The sequence below is a fragment of the Deinococcus arcticus genome (assembly GCF_003028415.1).
In the GTDB taxonomy this organism is placed as follows: Bacteria; Deinococcota; Deinococci; order Deinococcales; family Deinococcaceae; genus Deinococcus; species Deinococcus arcticus.
The window spans coordinates 232,525-249,842 of sequence record NZ_PYSV01000003.1 but is presented as its reverse complement, the minus strand read 5'-3'; the positions used below and the strand labels follow the sequence as shown (position 1 = coordinate 249,842).

Annotated in this window: 16 protein-coding genes; 14 read left to right on the top strand and 2 right to left on the bottom strand. The window is 70.3% G+C overall.

The features are described 5' to 3' along the window. The first annotated feature begins 6 nt into the window (after window positions 1-6). The 3 genes from C8263_RS04810 (at window position 7) to C8263_RS04800 (ending at window position 4,354) form a co-directional block, all read left to right on the top strand. A complete protein-coding gene (locus C8263_RS04810; protein ID WP_233218647.1) occupies window positions 7-639 on the top strand; it encodes an HAD family hydrolase in 633 nt (210 codons plus the stop codon). Window positions 640-1,290: 651 nt separating this feature from the next. Beyond that, a complete protein-coding gene (gene hrpB, locus C8263_RS04805; RefSeq protein WP_199188305.1) occupies window positions 1,291-3,768 on the top strand; it encodes an ATP-dependent helicase HrpB in 2,478 nt (825 codons plus the stop codon). A gap of 85 nt (window positions 3,769-3,853) precedes the next feature. After that, entirely contained in the window at window positions 3,854-4,354 is a 501-nt protein-coding gene (locus C8263_RS04800) for a hypothetical protein (protein WP_107136966.1), read from the top strand. A gap of 201 nt (window positions 4,355-4,555) precedes the next feature. Here the strand turns inward: C8263_RS04800 and C8263_RS04795 are convergent, their stop codons facing one another. Together C8263_RS04795 and ddrA are read right to left on the bottom strand one after the other, a co-directional pair. Further along, entirely contained in the window at window positions 4,556-5,347 is a 792-nt protein-coding gene (locus tag C8263_RS04795) for a methyltransferase domain-containing protein (RefSeq protein ID WP_107136965.1), read from the bottom strand. Between the two features lie 193 nt (window positions 5,348-5,540). Beyond that, window positions 5,541-6,143 carry a single-stranded DNA-binding protein DdrA gene (gene ddrA, locus C8263_RS04790; RefSeq protein ID WP_107136964.1) on the bottom strand — a complete coding sequence of 201 codons (603 nt, stop codon included), beginning with the start codon at window positions 6,141-6,143 and terminating at the stop codon, window positions 5,541-5,543. Window positions 6,144-6,274: 131 nt separating this feature from the next. Between ddrA and hisB the strand changes: the two genes are divergently transcribed. The 11 genes from hisB (at window position 6,275) to C8263_RS04735 (ending at window position 17,281) form a co-directional block, all read left to right on the top strand. Beyond that, entirely contained in the window at window positions 6,275-6,862 is a 588-nt protein-coding gene (hisB, locus tag C8263_RS04785; protein WP_107137039.1) for an imidazoleglycerol-phosphate dehydratase HisB, read from the top strand. After that, the gene (gene hisH, locus C8263_RS04780; RefSeq protein WP_107136963.1) at window positions 6,859-7,494 is read left to right on the top strand and encodes an imidazole glycerol phosphate synthase subunit HisH; all 636 of its coding nucleotides are present in this window, start codon (window positions 6,859-6,861) and stop codon (window positions 7,492-7,494) included. Before hisB ends, hisH begins: the two co-directional genes overlap by 4 nt. Window positions 7,495-7,621: 127 nt before the next feature. Beyond that, window positions 7,622-8,665, top strand: coding sequence for a branched-chain amino acid aminotransferase (locus C8263_RS04775; protein ID WP_107136962.1), 1,044 nt, complete (start codon window positions 7,622-7,624; stop codon window positions 8,663-8,665). 159 nt (window positions 8,666-8,824) lie between these two features. Continuing rightward, window positions 8,825-9,442: a hypothetical protein gene (locus C8263_RS04770; RefSeq protein WP_146160594.1), complete on the top strand. Its 618-nt coding sequence runs from the start codon at window positions 8,825-8,827 to the stop codon at window positions 9,440-9,442. A 120-nt stretch (window positions 9,443-9,562) separates the two neighbouring features. Continuing rightward, window positions 9,563-11,464 carry a 1,4-alpha-glucan branching enzyme gene (locus C8263_RS04765; protein WP_107136960.1) on the top strand — a complete coding sequence of 634 codons (1,902 nt, stop codon included), beginning with the start codon at window positions 9,563-9,565 and terminating at the stop codon, window positions 11,462-11,464. Window positions 11,465-11,548: 84 nt separating this feature from the next. Next, window positions 11,549-13,183: a GGDEF domain-containing protein gene (locus C8263_RS19800; protein ID WP_107136959.1), complete on the top strand. Its 1,635-nt coding sequence runs from the start codon at window positions 11,549-11,551 to the stop codon at window positions 13,181-13,183. Between the two features lie 76 nt (window positions 13,184-13,259). Beyond that, window positions 13,260-13,538: a hypothetical protein gene (locus C8263_RS04755; protein ID WP_107136958.1), complete on the top strand. Its 279-nt coding sequence runs from the start codon at window positions 13,260-13,262 to the stop codon at window positions 13,536-13,538. A 153-nt stretch (window positions 13,539-13,691) separates the two neighbouring features. Further along, window positions 13,692-14,684 carry an FAD:protein FMN transferase gene (locus C8263_RS04750; protein ID WP_233218646.1) on the top strand — a complete coding sequence of 331 codons (993 nt, stop codon included), beginning with the start codon at window positions 13,692-13,694 and terminating at the stop codon, window positions 14,682-14,684. Between the two features lie 63 nt (window positions 14,685-14,747). Then, window positions 14,748-15,569 carry a nitroreductase family protein gene (locus C8263_RS04745; RefSeq protein WP_107136957.1) on the top strand — a complete coding sequence of 274 codons (822 nt, stop codon included), beginning with the start codon at window positions 14,748-14,750 and terminating at the stop codon, window positions 15,567-15,569. Window positions 15,570-15,572: 3 nt separating this feature from the next. Beyond that, on the top strand, window positions 15,573-16,079 hold the full coding sequence (locus C8263_RS04740) for a hypothetical protein (RefSeq protein WP_146160593.1): 507 nt from the start codon (window positions 15,573-15,575) through the stop codon (window positions 16,077-16,079). A 20-nt stretch (window positions 16,080-16,099) separates the two neighbouring features. Further along, window positions 16,100-17,281, top strand: a complete 1,182-nt coding sequence (locus tag C8263_RS04735) for a trans-sulfuration enzyme family protein (RefSeq protein ID WP_107136955.1) — start codon at window positions 16,100-16,102, stop codon at window positions 17,279-17,281. Window positions 17,282-17,318 lie beyond the last annotated feature (37 nt).

Sequence of the window (17,318 nt, the reverse complement as noted above, 5' to 3'; positions counted from 1 at the left end):
CTCATCATGTCCCCACGCGCCATTCTCTTTGATCTGGACGGTACCCTGCACGACCGCGCGGCCACCTTGCAGGCGTGGCTGGCCGAGCACACGGCGCGCTTTGCCCTGCCGGGCGGCTACGCCGAACGCTTTGTGCAGCTGGACGACTTCGGGTACCGCTCCAAGACCCTGGTGGTGCCCCAGCTGGCGCAGGAATTTGGCCTGGGCCATGACCCGCAGGCGCTGCTGGACCACTATGCCAGCCACATGGCCCACGCCGTGCCCATGCCCCACGCCCACGACGTGTTGCGTGAACTGCGCGCCCGGGGGGTGCGCCTGGGAGTGGTCACCAACGGCTGGGCAGCGGTGCAGCGCGCCTGCCTGGACCGCTGCGGCCTGACGGCGCTGGTGGACGATGTGGTGATCAGTCAGGTGGTGGGCCTGAGTAAGCCCGACCCGCGCATCTACGAGCTGGCGCTGGCGCGGCTGGGGGTGGCGGCGGCGGCGGCGTGGTTTGTGGGGGACTCGCCGCGCAATGACGTGTGGGGGCCGCAGGCGGTGGGGCTGCGGGCGGCGTATCTGCCGACAGGGCATGGGCTGGGGGCCGAGGTGCCGGAGGTGGTGCTGGGGGATTTGCGGGGGGTGTTGGGGTTGGGGTGAGGGGGGGCTTTCTGGTTGGGCGATAGCGTTTGCTGGCGTTGCCCCACCCCCCCAGCCCCCCATCCCAGACTCGTAGAGCTGCGCAGCAGAGGGGACGGGGGGAGCAGCGCTGCGCTAGGCAAGAGTTTTTACTGGCGTTGCCAGGCTCGCTCTCTTCGTCAACGTGTCCGGCCTCGACGCCATCCTGCCGTCCAGCGTAATGGCCCGCGCCCTGCGGGCACGACGGCCTCGTCTGGACCTGGGCGGTGGTGTGGCAAAGGAACTTGGTGCGGCCCAGTAGGTTCTACTTTGAAGGGCAAAGGGCCGTAGCCGCTGTTGGCTGTTGTGTTTTTCAAAGGAGAACCTCGTGCCTGAAGCGTCCCCACCTGTCCCCTCTACGGGGCAAGCAACCGAAGCCGTCGTGCGCGCAGCGCGCGGGCGTGGGGCGATGGGCGGAGAAGTGCGACGGCGTGCACCGCAGGGGCGAAGTCTGGCCGCCCTACACCGTCAGTCAACGTTGCCCAGTGGCGACGTCTGCTCCCCCTGCCCCTCTGCTGCGCAGCTCTACGAGTCTGGGGTAGGGGGCTGGGGGGTGGGGCAAACGGGCAAACGACCCCGCCCAAACCACCCCGACCCCCAACCATCCCACAAGACCCCACCTTCCCCCGTACCATGCCCCCCGTGACCCTCCCCATCCACGAAGTCATCCCCGCCGTGCAAACCGCCCTGCACGCGCACTCCCTGGTGGTGGTCCAGGCCCCCCCCGGCGCCGGCAAAAGCACCGCCCTGCCCCTGGCCCTGCTGGATGAACCCTGGCTGGCCGGGCAGAAGATCATCATGCTGCAGCCCCGGCGGGTGGCGGCCCGGGCGGTGGCGGCGCGGCTGGCCGAGGGGCTGGGCCAGCGGGTGGGGGAGACGGTGGGGTACCGCGTGCGCTTTGAGGCGCAGGTGTCGCCCGGGACCCGGCTGGAGGTGGTGACCGAGGGCATCCTGACCCGGCGGCTGCAGCGCGACCCGGAGTTGGCGGGGGTGGGGCTGGTCATTCTGGACGAGTTTCACGAACGGTCCCTGAACGCCGACCTTGCCCTGGCGTTGCTGCGCGACCTGCTGGGCGCCCTGCGCGACGACCTGCGCGTGCTGGTCATGAGCGCCACCCTGGACCCGGCGCTGCCCGGGCGACTGGGAGCGCCCCTGGTGGAGAGTGCGGGGCGGGCCTACCCGGTGGAGGTGCGGTATCTGGCCGCTGACCCGGTGGGCCGCGTGGAGGACGCGGTGGCCCGGCAGGTGCGCGCGGCGCTCCTGGCGCACGAGGGCGACGTGCTGGCCTTCCTGCCCGGCGTGCGCGAGATTCGCGGGGCCATGGGGCTGCTCTCCGGGGTGGACGCGGCGGTGCTGCCCCTGTACGGCGACCTGCCGGTGCGCGAGCAGCACAGGGCCCTGCGCCCGGACCCAGGGGGGCAGCGCAAGGTCGTGCTGGCGACCAGCATCGCGGAAACCTCACTGACCATAGACGGCGTGCGGGTGGTGGTGGACGGCGGCCAGAGCCGCTGGGCGCAGTTTGATCCGGCCACCGGGCTCTCGCGCATGGTCACGGGGCGGGTCACGCAGGACGCGGCGGCGCAGCGCGCAGGCCGCGCCGGACGCACGGCCCCGGGGGTGGCCTACCGCCTCTGGAGCGAGCGCACCCAGGCGCTGCTGCCTGCCGCCCGCCCACCCGAGGTGCTGGAGGCCGACCTCGCGCCGCTGACCCTGGAACTGGCGCAGTGGGGCGTCACGGACCCGGCCGCCCTGTGGTGGCTGGACCAGCCGCCCGCGCGCCGCATCGAGACCGCCCGGGACCTGCTGCGGGGCCTGGGAGCCCTGGACAGCGCTGGCCGGATCACGCCCGAGGGAAAGCGCCTGCTGGACTTTCCCACCCACCCGCGCCTCGCCCACCTGCTGACCGGGCGCGAGGCCCCCGCCCTGGCCGCCGATGTGGCTGCGCTGCTGGAAGAACGCGACCCCCTGCCGCCCGGCAGCGGCGCTGACCTGACCGACCGGGTGGCGGCCCTGCGCGCGTGGCGCCGCCGCGAGGCGCAGGGCGGCGACGCGGCGGTGTTGGAACGCGCCGAGCGCCTCTCCCGGCAGTGGCGCGGCTTGCTGGGCGTGCGCCCGGACGACGCGGCGCCGGACCCCTACGCCGTGGGCGCCCTGGTGGCGCGCGCCTACCCCGAGCGGGCGGCCCTGGCGCGCGAGGCGGCTTCAGGCCTGCGGCGGGGCCGCTTTCTGCTGGCCGGCGGCCAGGGCGCGGCGCTGCCCGAGGGCGACGCGCTGGCGGGCACCCGGGCCCTGGCGGTGGCCCACCTGGACGCCGCGCAGGCCGAGGGGCGCATTTTCCTGGCCGCGCCCCTGGACCCGGCGGTGCTGGCCGCCGGGGCACCGTGGGTGGACGTGGTGCGCTGGGACAGCCGCACCGGCACCCTGGTAGCGCAGCAGGAGCAGCGCTGCGGCGCCCTGGTGCTGGAGACGCGGCCCCTGCGCGACCTGCCCCCGGGTGCCCGCGTGGCTGCGCTGCTGGACGCGGTGCGCCAGGAGGGCCTGGGCGTGCTGACCTTTGGCCCCGAGGCTCAGGCCCTGCGCGACCGGGTGAATGCCCTGCGGCACTGGCGCCCGGACGAGGCCTGGCCGGACCTGACCGACGCCGGCCTGCTGGACACGCTGGACGTCTGGCTCGCGCCGCACCTGGGCAGCGCCCGCACGCGCGAGGATCTGGGGCGGCTGAACCTCCTGCCCGCCCTGCAGGCGAGGCTGCCCTGGCCGCTGCCCGCGCAGCTGGAGGAACTGGCCCCCACCCACCTCACCGTGCCCACTGGCAGCCGCATCCGCCTGAGCTACCGCCCCGGCGAGGCGCCCATTCTGGCGGTGAAGCTGCAGGAACTCTTCGGCCTGGCCGATACGCCGGCCGTCAACGGGGGCCGCACACCGGTGCTGCTGCACCTGCTGTCGCCCGCCGGGCGGCCGGTGCAGGTCACGCAGGATCTGCGGTCGTTCTGGAATTCGTCGTATTTCGAGGTGCGCAAGGATCTGCGTGGGCGTTACCCCAAGCACCCGTGGCCGGATGATCCCTGGAGCCACGCGCCCATGCGGGGCACGAAAAAGCGCGGTGCCTAGGCCGGGCCGGTGCTGGGGGCATGTCCCCCCCAACGGGCCGCACATCCCGCCGCGTGCCGGGCGGTTGGCTGCCATGCTGGGGGCGATGAACACGCTCGCCCGCTTTTCCCGCACCGCACTGGCCGCTGCTGCCCTGGGGGCCGCCGGGCTGGCCCAGGCCGCCGACTACTCGAAAACCATGTGGTCGTATGCCACCGGGCAGGCCAGAACCAAGCCGGTCATGGACACCCGCATGGGCACGGACCTGATCATGCAGCTGTGGGCGCAGCCCGCTGGCGTGCCCACCGAAGCCCTGATGTTCATGTACATGCCCAAGCTCAGCCCCGAGCACTGGGCGATCATGCTGGTTAACCCCAGGGGCAAGGCGGCCGAGTTCGTGGGCGCGCGGCAGCTGATCTTTCTGAAGGCCGCTAAGAAGGACGGCGAGGTCATGAACATGTACCGCCTGGGCGACGGGATGTTCAAGAATCTGTACCTCATGGAAGGCAACGTGAGGGACCGCTCGGGCAAGATGGCGCGGCTGGTCATGCTGCTGACCCCGCAACTGGTGGAACAGAACCTGGACCCCAGGGACCTGCTGGACTGAGGCGGGCGCGGGTGCCCATTACAAGGGGACTGCTTTGACCTGCAGGGATGACCTCCGGCTGTGGGCTCATTGAGAAGAGCCGCATGTTCCATGCCTTGGGCTGGGCAAGTGCCCTTCAGTTCTGCCCGCGATGGCCCTCTGTCCTGTTCACCACCCGTTCGCCCGGAAGGCGCGCTGGGTCGTGAGCGCGGTCACCGGCTTTCAGAGCGCCCGGCCTGACTCTGCCGGTTTGCTGGCCACAAACAGCACCCGGGTAAAGGCGTAATACAGCCGCTCGCCGGGAAAGGCGGCCTGCAACCTTGCCCGGTAAGCGGCCAGGAAGCGCGCCCCGGTGGCGTCATCCAGCCGCGAGAGGTAGGGCACCAGCGCCGTGCCGCGTGTCCAGGCGATCAGGCCTTCAGCGCCGTCCAGCACCACCGGGTACACCTTGCTCAGGGCCGTGATGTCATGGGCCCCCAGGGCGTCCAGATGCTCGGCATAGGCGGCCGGGCTCAGAACCGGCGAGGCGCCGTGCGCGGTGCCAAAGCGGGTATAGCCGCCCAGTTCCTCTGCAAAGTCGGCGGCGGTTTCGCTCAGCAGGCGGTGGCTGGGGTGGTCGTGGTTGGCGGGCACCTGCACGGCCAGCACGCCGCCCGGGGTCAGGTGTCTCCACAGCCTGGGGAGCAGCGCCGGGTGGTCGGGCAGCCACTGGAGCGAAGCATTGGCGTGAATCAGCTCAAAGGTGCCGGACAGCGCCGCGATGTCTCCTGGCACAAAGTGGAGGTTGGGCGCTCCGTGCTGGGCGGCGCGCGCCAGCATCTCGGGGCTGCTGTCCAGGCCCGTCACCTGCGCGCCTGGGAAGCGGCGGGCCAGGGCCAGCGTGTGCTCGCCCGTGCCGCAGCCCAGGTCCACCACGCGGCGGTAGGGCCGCTCGGGAATCAGCGCGTGCAGGTCCTGCACTGGGGCGCTGCGGGCGGCCTTGAACTGGTCATACACCTCGGGGTTCCAGGTCATGCGGCCAGCGTAAGGGTGGCTGCCGAGAACTGTGCGTACTCTGGTGGTGACAAGGCAAGGGCAAATCCCGCCTGGGGCAGGACTCAGAGCAGGCGGGCCAGGGTGCCGCCCAGGAGCATCAGCAGGAGCAAGGAAAGGGTGAAGGTCAGCAGTTGGCCAGCGCCGGGGCGGTCGCCGCTGCGTCCGCGCCAGATCATGCCGCGCGCCCGGTCTGGGGCGAGCCCGGGTGCAGGCTGCCCAGCGCGGCCTTGAGGTGCTTGTAGACCTCGCGCTGCAGTTCCAGGTCCTCGGGCAGTTCGTAGCGCAGCTGTTCCATGGCCTGCATCAGGTGGGCGCCGCCAGGGGTGCGCTCGTGGTCGGGGCGGGCCCAGTCGGGCAGTTCGGGGGTGGTCACGGGCTTGCGTCCCGCATCGTCCCAGTCGGCCCAGGTTTTGGGCAGGTCGTACAGGTAGCGGCCAATGCCAAAGTGCACGGCGCAGCGCTTCAGGGCGTCGCTGCTGGCCGCCTTCAGGGTGCCCAGGTCGCCCTCGGGGGCCTCGCCAATATCTTCACGGGTCACGCCCAGCACGGTCAGGCGGCCCTTGACGGTGGGCAGGCGGGTGCCGGACACAATCTCTACCTCGAAGCTCCAGCCATCGGGGCAGATGGAATCCAGACGGTCCTGCACGGCGCGGGCGTCAATGTGGGCCAGCATCAGGGCGCGCCCCCGGTCCTTGCTGATCGCACCGGGCTTCCACGCCACCATATGAGCGGGAAACGGGGCCTGGAGTCGTTTCTGAACATCGCTCAGTTTCATGGATTTAGTTTATAACAGAATAGAATTACGGTCAAGGCAGAATGGCTGGGGCGTTGTTCTGGGCCTGGGCTCACCTTGCCCCCTCGACAAGCCACGGTCCAGGGGCGCCCGAACGCTCTAGCATGCAGCCCATGAGCCGCTCGGCCACTGTGACCCGCCAGACCAGCGAAACGAACATCACCGTTCGCCTGGACCTTGATTCTGCCGCCTACGACCCGCCCCAGACCGGGCACGGGTTTTTTGACCACATGCTGGACGCGCTGGCCCGCCACGCCCGCCTGGGCCTGAATGTGCAGGCCACAGGCGACCTGCACATTGAGCCCCATCACCTGATTGAAGACGCTGGCATCACGCTGGGGCAGGCGCTGACCCAGGCGCTGGGCGACCGCAAGGGCATTGAGCGCTACGGCAGCGCCTTTGTGCCCATGGACGAAACGCTGGCCCATGTGGTGGTGGACCTTTCCGGCCGGGCGCACCTGGCCTTTGAGCCGGAAACGCTGGACGTGTGGGGCGCGGCGGGCGGCATGAGCCACTACCACCTGCGCGAATTTCTGCGCGGCCTGTGCAACCACGGCGGGGTCACGCTGCACGTGCGCCTGCTGGCCGGGCGCGAGGCGCACCATGTGATCGAGGCGATCATGAAAGCCCTGGCCCGCGCCCTGCGCGACGCGGTGGCCGTGACCTCCGGCGCCATGCCCAGCACCAAGGGGAGCCTGTGAGCGCGCCGGAAGTGCTGCTGCTGGACTACGGCGCGGGCAATGTGCGCAGTGCGGCCAAGGCGCTGGAGCGGGCCGGCATGACCGTGAAGGTCAGCGCCGACCCCGCCGACGTGCCCGGCGCGCGGGCGGTGGTGGTGCCGGGCCAGGGCCACTTCCGGCAGGTGATGGAAGCGTTCGACGAGAGCGGCTTTCGCCAGCCGGTGCTGGACGCAGCAGAGGCCGGCACGCCGCTGCTGGGTATCTGCGTGGGGATGCAGATGCTCCTCTCGGGCTCCGAGGAGGCGCCCGGGGTGCGCGGGCTGGGGCTGGTACCCGGCACCGTGCGCCGGTTCGAGGCCGTGCCGGGCCTGAAGGTGCCGCAGATGGGCTGGAACTCGCTGGACAAGGTGGGCGACAGCCCCCTGCTGCGCGACCTGGCCTGCCCGGCCTACGCCTACTTTGTGCACTCCTATTACGTGCCCATAGAGACGGAGGTGGACGCCGGGGCACTGACCGAATACGGCGTGCCCTTCTGGGCAGCCCTCAGCCAGGGCAACCTGCATGCCACACAGTTTCACCCCGAAAAAAGCGGCGCGGTGGGGCTGGCGATTCTGGAACGCTTCCGGCGGTATGTGGTGGAGGCCGAAGCGTAAAGCGTGTGCTGGGGGCAGGCGGCCCTGGTCGCCTGTTCCGAGGCGCCTCGCGCGGCCAGCCACGTTCCGCCCTCCTGCTGTCCGCTCCTGGTGGACCGGTCCCGGCGCCGTGGTCCACAATCGGGGCATGACGACGCCTGCCACGCCCCGTCCGCCGGTGAACCTCGACTGGTCCACTCTGGGCTTCAGCTATATCCGCACTGATGAACGCTACCTGTCGCACTGGCGCGGCGGACAGTGGGACAGCGGCCAGCTGACCCTGGACAACGTGCTGCACATCAGCGAGGGCTCTACGGCCCTGCACTACGGGCAGCAATGCTTTGAAGGGCTGAAAGCCTACCGCGCCGCCGACGGCAGCGTGAACCTGTTTCGCCCCGACCAGAACGCCGCGCGCATGCAAGAAAGCTGCCGCCGCGTGCTGATGCCCGAGGTGAGCACCGAGCAGTTTATTGACGCGTGCCGTCAGGTGGTCCGGGCCAACGACCACTGGATTCCCCCCTACGGCACGGGCGGCGCGCTGTACCTGCGCCCCTACGTGATTGGCGTGGGCGACAACATCGGCGTGCGCTCGGCGCCGGAATTCCTGTTCGGGGTGTTCGCCATTCCGGTGGGGGCCTACTTCAAGGGCGGCCTGACCCCGCACAACTTCATCACCTCCGGCTACGACCGCGCCGCGCCGCACGGCACCGGGGCGGCCAAGGTGGGGGGCAACTACGCCGCCAGTCTGCTGCCCGGCTTTGAGGCCAAAGAGCGCCACTTCGCCGACGCCATTTACCTGGACCCCGCCACCCACACCAAGATTGAAGAGGTGGGGGCCGCCAACTTTTTCGCCATTACCAAAGACGGGCAGACCTTCGTGACGCCCAAGTCCCCCAGCATCCTGCCCAGCATCACCAAGTACAGCCTGCTGCACCTGGCCGAGCACCGCCTGGGCCTGAAGGTGGTGGAAGGCGACGTGTACATTGACCGCCTGGGCGAGTACAGCGAGGCGGGCGCCTGTGGCACGGCCGCCGTGATCACGCCCATCGGCGGCATTCAGCACGGCGACAGGTTCCACGTATTCCACAGCGAAACCCAGGTGGGCCCGGTGACCCGGCGCCTGTACGACGAGCTGACGGGCATTCAGTTCGGGGACCGCCCGGCGCCGGAGGGCTGGCTGGTGAAGGTGTAAGCGGGAGGCAGGAGGTCGGGTGCGGTGGGGGAGAATCCCGGGCCGCGCCCCAGCCGCTAGAACATGGCGCAAATCGGCGTGAGGCTGGTCACACTCAGACGTGCTGGCCAAATAAATAATTAAAGATTTGTGCAAGAAAGCCCATAATAATCTCATCTCATGACCACGGTGTCCTCAGTCGCGGCCACGTTGACGCCCAAGCCTCCCCACTACTGGTTGGGCCTCTTGTTGACCTTTCTTGCACCAGGAGCTGGATTTACCTACCTCAACCGCTTTCCCATGCATGTGGCCTGGTTGGCCACAATGTATGGGGTTGGATTCGCCGTCATCAACTGGGGCAACGCCGGGCAGGTGCTGGCCTGCGTCGCTATCGCGTTCATGCTCATGCACTACCGCGACACGTATGCCAAAGAGCGGGCGCAGGGGTGGACCCGGGAGGCGCTGTCTCCCCGGATGAAGTGGGGCATTGTGGGTGCTCATCTGCTGTTGTCGCTCTTGCTACAGCTCACGGTGCTCGTGACCTCAGTCATTCCAGGGCTTCTCAGTGCCCGTGAAGAAGCCCAGAGCGCTGGGATCAACGCCTATGTGATGGGCGTTTACATGACGGTGTACGCCGAGAGTCTGAACGGAAAGGCCAAAGGCGGCGACTGCTTCGCAAATTACCCTGACATGACGGCGCCCCGGAGCATTGCCAGCTGCGCCGTTGATGTGTCGAACCCTGCGCGGCCCATCCTGACAGTCACCACCCGCTCAGGCGAGGTCATCACGCGGCCCTGACCCATGCGGCCCCCTTACCCCCTCAACCTTCACCACACCCCCCACCGCATCCCGCCCCCTGTCTTTACCTTCCCGTCAGATTGTGCCGGGCCGCCCCAGGGCGCCGCTAGACTTTGCTCCATGAGTGAACCGCTTCCGCTGGATCATGGGCACCTGCAAAAACTGGTCACGGCGGACCTCGTGCGGCCCGATCATCTGCTGGGGGCACACCCCATGACGGAAAACGGTGTGGAGGGCGTGCGGTTCGGTGTGTGGGCCCCAAATGCCCACCATGTGAGCGTGGTGGGCGATTTCAACGGCTTCAACGGCTTTGACCATCCCCTGCAGCGCCTGGATTTTGGCTTCTGGGGGGCCTTTGTGCCGGCCGCCCGCCATGGGCAGCGCTACAAGTTCCGCATTACCGCCCAGGATGGCCGCACCGAGGACAAGATGGACCCCTACGGCACCTTCTTTGAGGTGCGCCCCGCCACCGCCAGCATCATCTGGAACCAGCCCTTTACCTGGACCGATGACGGCTGGATGAGGGCCCGGGGGCCCGGCCTGGAGCGCCCGGTCAGCATCTACGAGGTGCACCTGCCCTCCTGGGCACGGCGGGACGACGGCTGGTTCATGAATTACCGCGATCTCGCGCACCGCCTGGGCGACTACGTGGCCTACATGGGCTACACCCACGTGGAACTGCTGGGGGTCATGGAGCACCCCTTTGACGGGTCGTGGGGCTATCAGGTGACCGGGTACTACGCGCCCACCAGCCGCATGGGCAGCCCGGAAGACTTCAAGTATTTCGTCAACCACCTGCATGGCCTGGGCATCGGCGTGCTGCTGGACTGGGTGCCGGGGCATTTTCCCACCGACACTGCGGGGCTGGCACATTTTGACGGCGGGCCGCTGTTCGAGTACGCCGATCCCCGGCGGGGCTTTCACCAGGACTGGAACACCTACATCTTCGACTATGGCCGCAACGAGGTTGTGATGTTCCTGATCGGTTCGGCCTTGAAGTGGCTGCAGGACTTTCACATTGACGGTCTGCGGGTGGACGCGGTGGCCAGCATGCTGTACCTGGATTTCTCGCGCACCGAATGGGTGCCCAACATTCACGGCGGGCGCGAGAACCTCGAAGCCATTGCCTTTCTCAAGCGGCTGAACGAGGTGGCGCACCACATGGCCCCGGGCTGCATGATCATCGCCGAGGAAAGCACCTCCTTTCCCGGCGTGACCACGCCCACCCCCTTTGGCCTGGGCTTTGACTACAAGTGGGCCATGGGCTGGATGAACGACAGCCTGCGCTATTTCGAGCAGGACCCGCTGTGGCGCGCGCACCATCACCACGCCCTGACCTTTTTCAACGTGTACCGCACCAGCGAGAACTACGTGCTGGCCATCAGCCACGACGAGGTGGTACACCTGAAAAAGAGCATGGTGGCCAAGATGCCGGGCGACTGGTACGCCCAGCGCGCCGGCTACCGCGCCTTTCTGGCCCTGATGTGGACCACACCGGGCAAGAAGCTGCTGTTTATGGGCCAGGAATTCGCCCAGCCCACCGAATGGAACCACGACGCCCCGCTGCCCTGGCATCTGGCCGACCACCCCGACCACCGGGGCGTGATGAACCTCGTGCGGCGCCTCAACGGGCTGTACCGCACCCGCCCGGACTGGCATGTGGGCGACACCAGGGAAGAGGGCCTGCTGTGGCTGAGCGCCGACGACACCGAAAACAGCGTGTACGCCTTTGTGCGCCGCGACCCCGACAGTGACACCTGGAGTGTGGTGGTGGCCAACCTGACCCCGGTGTACCGCGAGGGCTATCCGGTGGGCGTACCGCAGGGCGGCCCCTACCGCCTGCTGCTGTCCACCGACGACGGCGAATACGGCGGCTTTGGCACCCAGCAACCGGAGCTGCAGGCCAGGGAAGAAGGCTGGCACGGCCAGACCCACCACCTGCGCCTGAACCTGCCGCCCAACAGCGTGCTGGTGCTGGGCCCGGCGCCGGCCCCGGCGCTGGCCGCGCCCGAAGAGCGCTGAGCCCAGCGACCTGGCACAGCTCCAGAAGGTCTTTTCCGCGCGCGCCGTGACAGCCCCGAGAGACGGGCCCTGCCACACTGCCGTATGACCGAGAGGGGGCCGGAAGCCCAGCAGCTGGCCCGGCTGCTGGTGGAGGCCGAGGAGCGCAAGCTGGGCGACCCGGTGCAGGGCGCGGCGCTGGCCCGCGAGGCCCTGGCGCTGGCCGAGGCGCTGGGCGACACCCGGGCGCAGGCGCTGGCCCTGACGATGGTGGGGGCCAGCGCCATCTATCTGGCCGATTATCCGGCGGCCCTGGCGGCGCTGGAACGGGCCCAGACCCTGGCCGACCCCCAGTTTCCCGAACTGCTGGGCAACAACGCCAACGCCCTGAGCGTGGCGTATTTTCGCCTGGGCCACTACCCACAGGGCATGGAACACGCCCTGCGCGGCCTGGAGCGGGCGCAGGTGCACGGTGACCGGGTGCTGGAAGCCAAGGTGCTGTCCAACATGGCGCTGATGGCCTGGGAGCTGCAGGACCACGAGGAGGCGCTGGCGCTGCACCAGCGGGTGGCGGGGGTGCTGGCGGCCCTGGACGCGGCGGGTGAAGGCGGCGGCATGCCCGCGCTGCAGGGCGCCATCAACGACCTGAATATCGCCATTGACCACTATCATCTGGGGCAGCTGGACCGCGCCCACAGTCTGGGGCAGGCGGCGCTGCCCACGCTGCGCGCCCTGGGCTTGCGACAGCCCGAGGCCGTGGCCCTGACCTACCTCACCCTGACCCTGCTGGACCTGGGCCGCCCGGACGACGCGTGGCCGCTGTGCGAAGAGGCGCTGGCCCTGCACCGCGCCGGACAGGAAAAGGATTTTGAAGCCTATACCCTGATGGCCCGCGCCCGCCTGCACCGCCACGCGGGCGCCCCACAGGCGGCGCGGCGCGACCTGGACACGGCCCTGGGCCTGGCCCAGCGCGCGGGCCTGCAGGGCCGCGAGGGCGAGGTGCACGCCGCACTGGCCGAGTGGTACGAACTGGAGCGCGACTTTGAAGCGGCGCTGCACCACCACAAGCGGTATCTGACGCTGGAACGGGCGCTGCACGCCCAGACCCTGGACCGCAAGGTCAAGGTGCTGGCGGTGCAGGCCAAGGTGTCGCTGCTGCAGCGCGAGGCCGAACTGGAGCGCCGCCGCAGCGCCGAGCTGGAGCAGCTGAATGCCGAACTGCGCCAGGCCGAGCGCCACGCGCGCACCCTGGCCACGCACGACCCCCTGACGGGCCTGCCCAACCGCGCGCTGTTTTTAGAGCAAGTGGACCACGCGCTGGCCCGGGCTCAACCGCTGGCCCTGCTGTTTCTGGACCTGGACGGCTTCAAGGCCGTGAACGACGCGCTGGGCCACGCCGCCGGCGATGAGCTGCTGCGCGAGGTGGCGCGGCGGCTGCGCGCCGGGGTGCGCGATTCGGACCTGCTGGCGCGGTTGTCTGGCGATGAATTCGTGGTGATGCTGCGCCATCTGGACGAGGCCGGGGCCGTGCAGGTGGGCGAGCGCCTGCTGGGCGCCCTGCAGGGCGCGGCGCGGCTGGGGGGACAGCTGGTGGAGGTGGGGGCCAGCTGCGGCTGCGCCCTGTACCCGGCGCAGGCCCAGGACCGGGAAGCCCTGTTGCACGCCGCCGATCAGGCCATGTACGAGGCCAAACGCGCGGGCAAGAACCAGCTGCGCGTGTACGCGGGGCCGCCCGGCTGAACCGGGCGCGCACCCTGGGCTGGCCTCGCCGCGCTGCTCCCACCGCGTCAACGGCGGAAGCTGCTGTAATGGGGCCGTGACCTCGCCTGAGCCTGCCCCAGCTGCCCCCGACGCCCTGACCCGCCTGAGTTTCCTGCTGCTGCTGGTGCTGGCCGCGCTGCTGCTGTGGCCGCTGCTGAGCGGCGGGGCGCTGCCCAGCCCGGTGCTGGTGGGCGGGGTGCTGCTGGTACGGCTGGGGGTGCAGGTGCTGCGCGCCCGGCGCGACGAACGCCTGCGCCGCCCGGTGGGGTGGGCGCTGGACCTGCTGATTCTGGCGCTGCTGTTCGGGCAGCTGAGCCGGCAGCCGGGGGGCTGAGGGCGCCAGGTCAGCGGGCCCCGGAGTGCGGCTGGGGGCGCCCCTACAGCCGCTTCAGAGCGCCGCTGTTCGGGCCTCCCCGCGCGGCTCTTCTGGACAGGCTCGCGTGCCTGCTCTCGCGCCGGGCGGCTCTGGGGGCGCACAATACAGGGCGTGACCCTCATCAGCGTGCTGGGCGCGGCGCGGCGCCTGGGTGGGCGGCCGCCCTTCCAGCTGCGCGGCAGCTATGAGCGGCTCCTGGAAGGGCGCCTGGACCTGCAGATTGTGGCGGCCACCCGGGCCCAGGCGCAGCAGGCCGAACACGACGCCCTCAACGAACTGGAGCGGCTGGGGCGAGTGCTGGGGGCCCAGGATCCACACAGTGAGTGGCGGCGCTGGCTGCGGCAGGCCAGCTCGGCGCCCACCCCCCTGAGCCTGGACCTGACGGCGGTGCTGCGCCTGGCTGACCACTGGCGGCTGCGCAGCGGGGGCGCGCTGCACCCGGGCGCCGAGGCCCTGGGGCTGCTGTGGGCCCAGGCCGAGCGCACCGGCCGCCCGCCCGCGCCGCAGGAGTTGCAGCGGCTGGTCAGCGCGGTCCAGGGCGCGCCCTGGACCCTGCAGGCCGATGGCTGCGCCGTTCTGCATGCCCGTGGGCCGCTGGGCCTGGGCCCGCTGGCCCGCGGGTACATGGTGGACCGGGCCGCCGCCGTGGCCTCGCGCGCGGCAGGGGTGCGCTGGGTGCAGGTGCGGGCAGGCGGGGCCCTGCGGGTGGTGGGCCCCGGGTCTGTGACGGTCACCGTGGCCGACCCCTTCACTGCCAGGGACAACGCCCCCTGGCTGGCCCGCGTGCGCGTGCGGCGCGGCGCCCTGGCCCAGCGCCCTGCCCCAGCGCCGGGAAGCGCACCCCTGGTCAACCCACGTACCGGCTGCCCGGCAGCGCCGGCGCCCGGCGTGGTGGTCCTGGCCCCCGAATGCGCCGCCGCCGAGGCCCTGGCCACGATTCTGAGCGTGCTGGATGTCCGGGGCGGTCTGGCCCTGGTGGACAGCACGCCCGGCTGCGCGGCCCTGGTGGTCACCCCGGACGGCCGGCGTCACCCCAGCCGCGCGTGGCCCCGGCGCGATCACCCTCCTGGCGGCGCTCAGGGGCATGAGGATCAGCCGGGCTGAGGCCCGCGCGCGCCTTGTTCCGCTTCCGCGCGCCGCTGGGCCACCGGGGCTATCCTGGCCGCCATGAGTGCACCCCACCCCCTGACCCCGCCGCAGGTCACGGCGTTTTACGATGCCCACCGCACGGTCCGGCAGTATGAAACGCAGCCGGACGGCTCGCCGCTGCCCCTGCCGCCCGGGCATCTGGACGTTCTGCTGCACGCCGCGCAGCGGGCCCCCACCGACGCCACCGCCCAGCTGTATTCCCTGATTCGCCTCACCCGCCCGGCCGTGCGCGCCCGCATGGCCGAACTGACCACGAACGCGCACATGGCCACGGCCAGCGAGGCGTTCGTGGTGTGCGCAGATGTGCGGCGCACCGCCCAGGTGCTGGCGGCCAGTGGCCGCGCGCCCGGTCACTGGCCGGCCATCGCCGTGCATTTCGGTCTTGGGGACGCTGTGATGGCCGGCACCAACCTGCTGACCGCCGCCGAGCTGCTGGGTTACCAGGGCTGCTGGATTGGGGGCGTACTGAACGGCTTAGGCGGCATTCTGGACCTGCTGAAGCTGCCGCCCGGGGTGCTGCCCTTTGCGGGCCTGACCGTGGGCCGCCCGGCCGAAACGCCGCCCCAGCGTCCCCGGGTGCCGCGCCCCCTGGTGGTTCACACCGACGAGTACCGCGACGGCACCGAAGAAGAGCTGAGGGCCGCCGTGGCCGTCATGAACCCCATTGCCGCGCGCGGCGACCGCCCCGGGGACTGGGCGCGGCTGCTGGGCGCCTACTTTGGGGCCGGGGGCAGCATGGAAGGCCGCGAGGCGCATCTGGTGGCCGCCCTGAAACGGCAGGGCCTGTGGGCGGGCGAGGCAGCAGCTCATCCGCCGTCAGCACAGAGTGGCCACGATTGACCCATGAGGCGACGGTGGCTGGTGCTGGCGGTGCTGTGGACGGCTGGCTGGGGGCAGGGCAGCTCCTGCGCTTTTGCCGCCTTTGATCAGGCGGTCAAGCAGGCCGAGGTGGTGGGGCTGGTGGAAATTGAGCGGCATGTGCCCCAGGCCGGCGCCGGATTTCCGGGCGTGCTGGACATGCAGGTGCGGGTGCTGGCCACGTATGTGGGCCAGCCGGACGCCCAGCGCCTGACCGTGCGGGGCGACGACGGCATGTCGCCCTACCCCTATGTGACCCAGTACCCTGTCGGCACCCGCTGGGTGCTGGCGCTGACCCGCAAGGACTGGCGAACCGGCAAACCCATGCCTGCTGGCCGCTACTCACCGGTGGCCTGCACTGGCCTGGGGTTGCTGGTCAGCGGCCCGGTGGCCTACGGCGTCCTGACCCGCTACGGTCAGACGGGGCCCGCTGACGTGCTGCCGCTCAAGCAGCTTCCGGCCTGGATAAAAGCCATGAGGGCCCGGCGCTGAACCGCCCCTAGAATGCTCGCGTGAGTGCCCCCAAGCCCGCCCCCGACCTGACCACCCTGGCTGCCCGCGCGGGCGAGGAGGCCCGCCCGAATCGCTCGGCGCCTCTGGTGGAACCCATCTACCAGAGTACCGTGTACGCCTTTGCCGACCTGGACGACCTGGACCGCGCCATGAGCGGCGAGGAGCCCGCGAGCTTCTATTACCGCAACGGCACGCCCAACGCCGCCACACTGGAACGCGCCCTGGCCGCCCTGGAAGGCACCGAGGCCGCGCTGGTGGCGGGCAGCGGCATGGCGGCCATCAGCGCGGCGCTGCTGGGGGTGCTGCGCGCAGGCGACCATGTGGTCACTGACGCCCGCGTGTACGGCGTGACCTACGCCCTGCTGGCTGAGGAGTTTCCGCGCCTGGGCATTGAAGTTTCCTTTGTGGACGCCTGCAACCACGAGGAGGTGGCGGCGGCGTTCCGCCCCCAGACCCGCGTGCTGCACGTGGAGAGCCTGACCAATCCGCTGATGACCGTGCCGGACCTGCCTGCCCTGGCGGCTCTGGCCCACGGGCGCGGCGCCCTGCTGAGCGTGGACAACACCTTCGCCAGCCCCGCCATGCTGCGCCCCGCCGAACACGGCGCCGATCTGGTCACGCATTCGGTCAGCAAGTACCTCAGCGGGCACAGCGCCGCTTTCGGGGGCGTGGTGTGTGGCCGGGCCGACCTGATGGCGCTGGCCCGCACCCGCCTGCTGCGCCTGGGCGGCACCATGAGCGCCTTTGACGCCTGGATGACCCTGCAGGGCCTCAAGACCCTGGGCCTGCGCATGCGCGCCCACAGCGGCAACGCGCAGGCGGTGGCCGACGTGCTGGTTAACCACCCGCGCGTGAAGGCGGTGTACCACCCGGGCCTCTCGGACCACCCGCAGTTTCACCTCGCCATGGACCTCTTCCCGAACGGCTTCGGCGGCATGCTGAGCGCCGAGATTGAGGACGCGCCGGGCTTTGTCAGGGCGCTGGCCGGCCGGATTCCGCTGGCCCCCAGCCTTGCGGACGTGGTCACCACGCTGTCATGGCCCTGGGGCACCTCGCACCGGCCGCTGCCCGAGACAGAGCGCCGCCGCCTGGGCATCACGCCGGGGCTGCTGCGCCTGAGCATTGGCATTGAGGACATTGGCGACCTGCTGGGCGAGTTTGAAGCCGCGCTGGAGAGTTAAAAGAGTTGATGGTTGATGGAAAAGGAAGAGGCCCGGA

Coding starts and splice junctions, on each gene's coding strand:
- C8263_RS04810 (WP_233218647.1), top strand. CDS start 7: ATGTCCCCACGCGCCATTCTCTTTGATCTGGACGGTACCCTGCACGAC.
- hrpB (WP_199188305.1), top strand. CDS start 1,291: ATGCCCCCCGTGACCCTCCCCATCCACGAAGTCATCCCCGCCGTGCAA.
- C8263_RS04800 (WP_107136966.1), top strand. CDS start 3,854: ATGAACACGCTCGCCCGCTTTTCCCGCACCGCACTGGCCGCTGCTGCC.
- C8263_RS04795 (WP_107136965.1), bottom strand. CDS start 5,347: ATGACCTGGAACCCCGAGGTGTATGACCAGTTCAAGGCCGCCCGCAGC.
- ddrA (WP_107136964.1), bottom strand. CDS start 6,143: ATGAAACTGAGCGATGTTCAGAAACGACTCCAGGCCCCGTTTCCCGCT.
- hisB (WP_107137039.1), top strand. CDS start 6,275: ATGAGCCGCTCGGCCACTGTGACCCGCCAGACCAGCGAAACGAACATC.
- C8263_RS04775 (WP_107136962.1), top strand. CDS start 7,622: ATGACGACGCCTGCCACGCCCCGTCCGCCGGTGAACCTCGACTGGTCC.
- C8263_RS04770 (WP_146160594.1), top strand. CDS start 8,825: ATGACCACGGTGTCCTCAGTCGCGGCCACGTTGACGCCCAAGCCTCCC.
- C8263_RS04765 (WP_107136960.1), top strand. CDS start 9,563: ATGAGTGAACCGCTTCCGCTGGATCATGGGCACCTGCAAAAACTGGTC.
- C8263_RS19800 (WP_107136959.1), top strand. CDS start 11,549: ATGACCGAGAGGGGGCCGGAAGCCCAGCAGCTGGCCCGGCTGCTGGTG.
- C8263_RS04745 (WP_107136957.1), top strand. CDS start 14,748: ATGAGTGCACCCCACCCCCTGACCCCGCCGCAGGTCACGGCGTTTTAC.
- C8263_RS04740 (WP_146160593.1), top strand. CDS start 15,573: ATGAGGCGACGGTGGCTGGTGCTGGCGGTGCTGTGGACGGCTGGCTGG.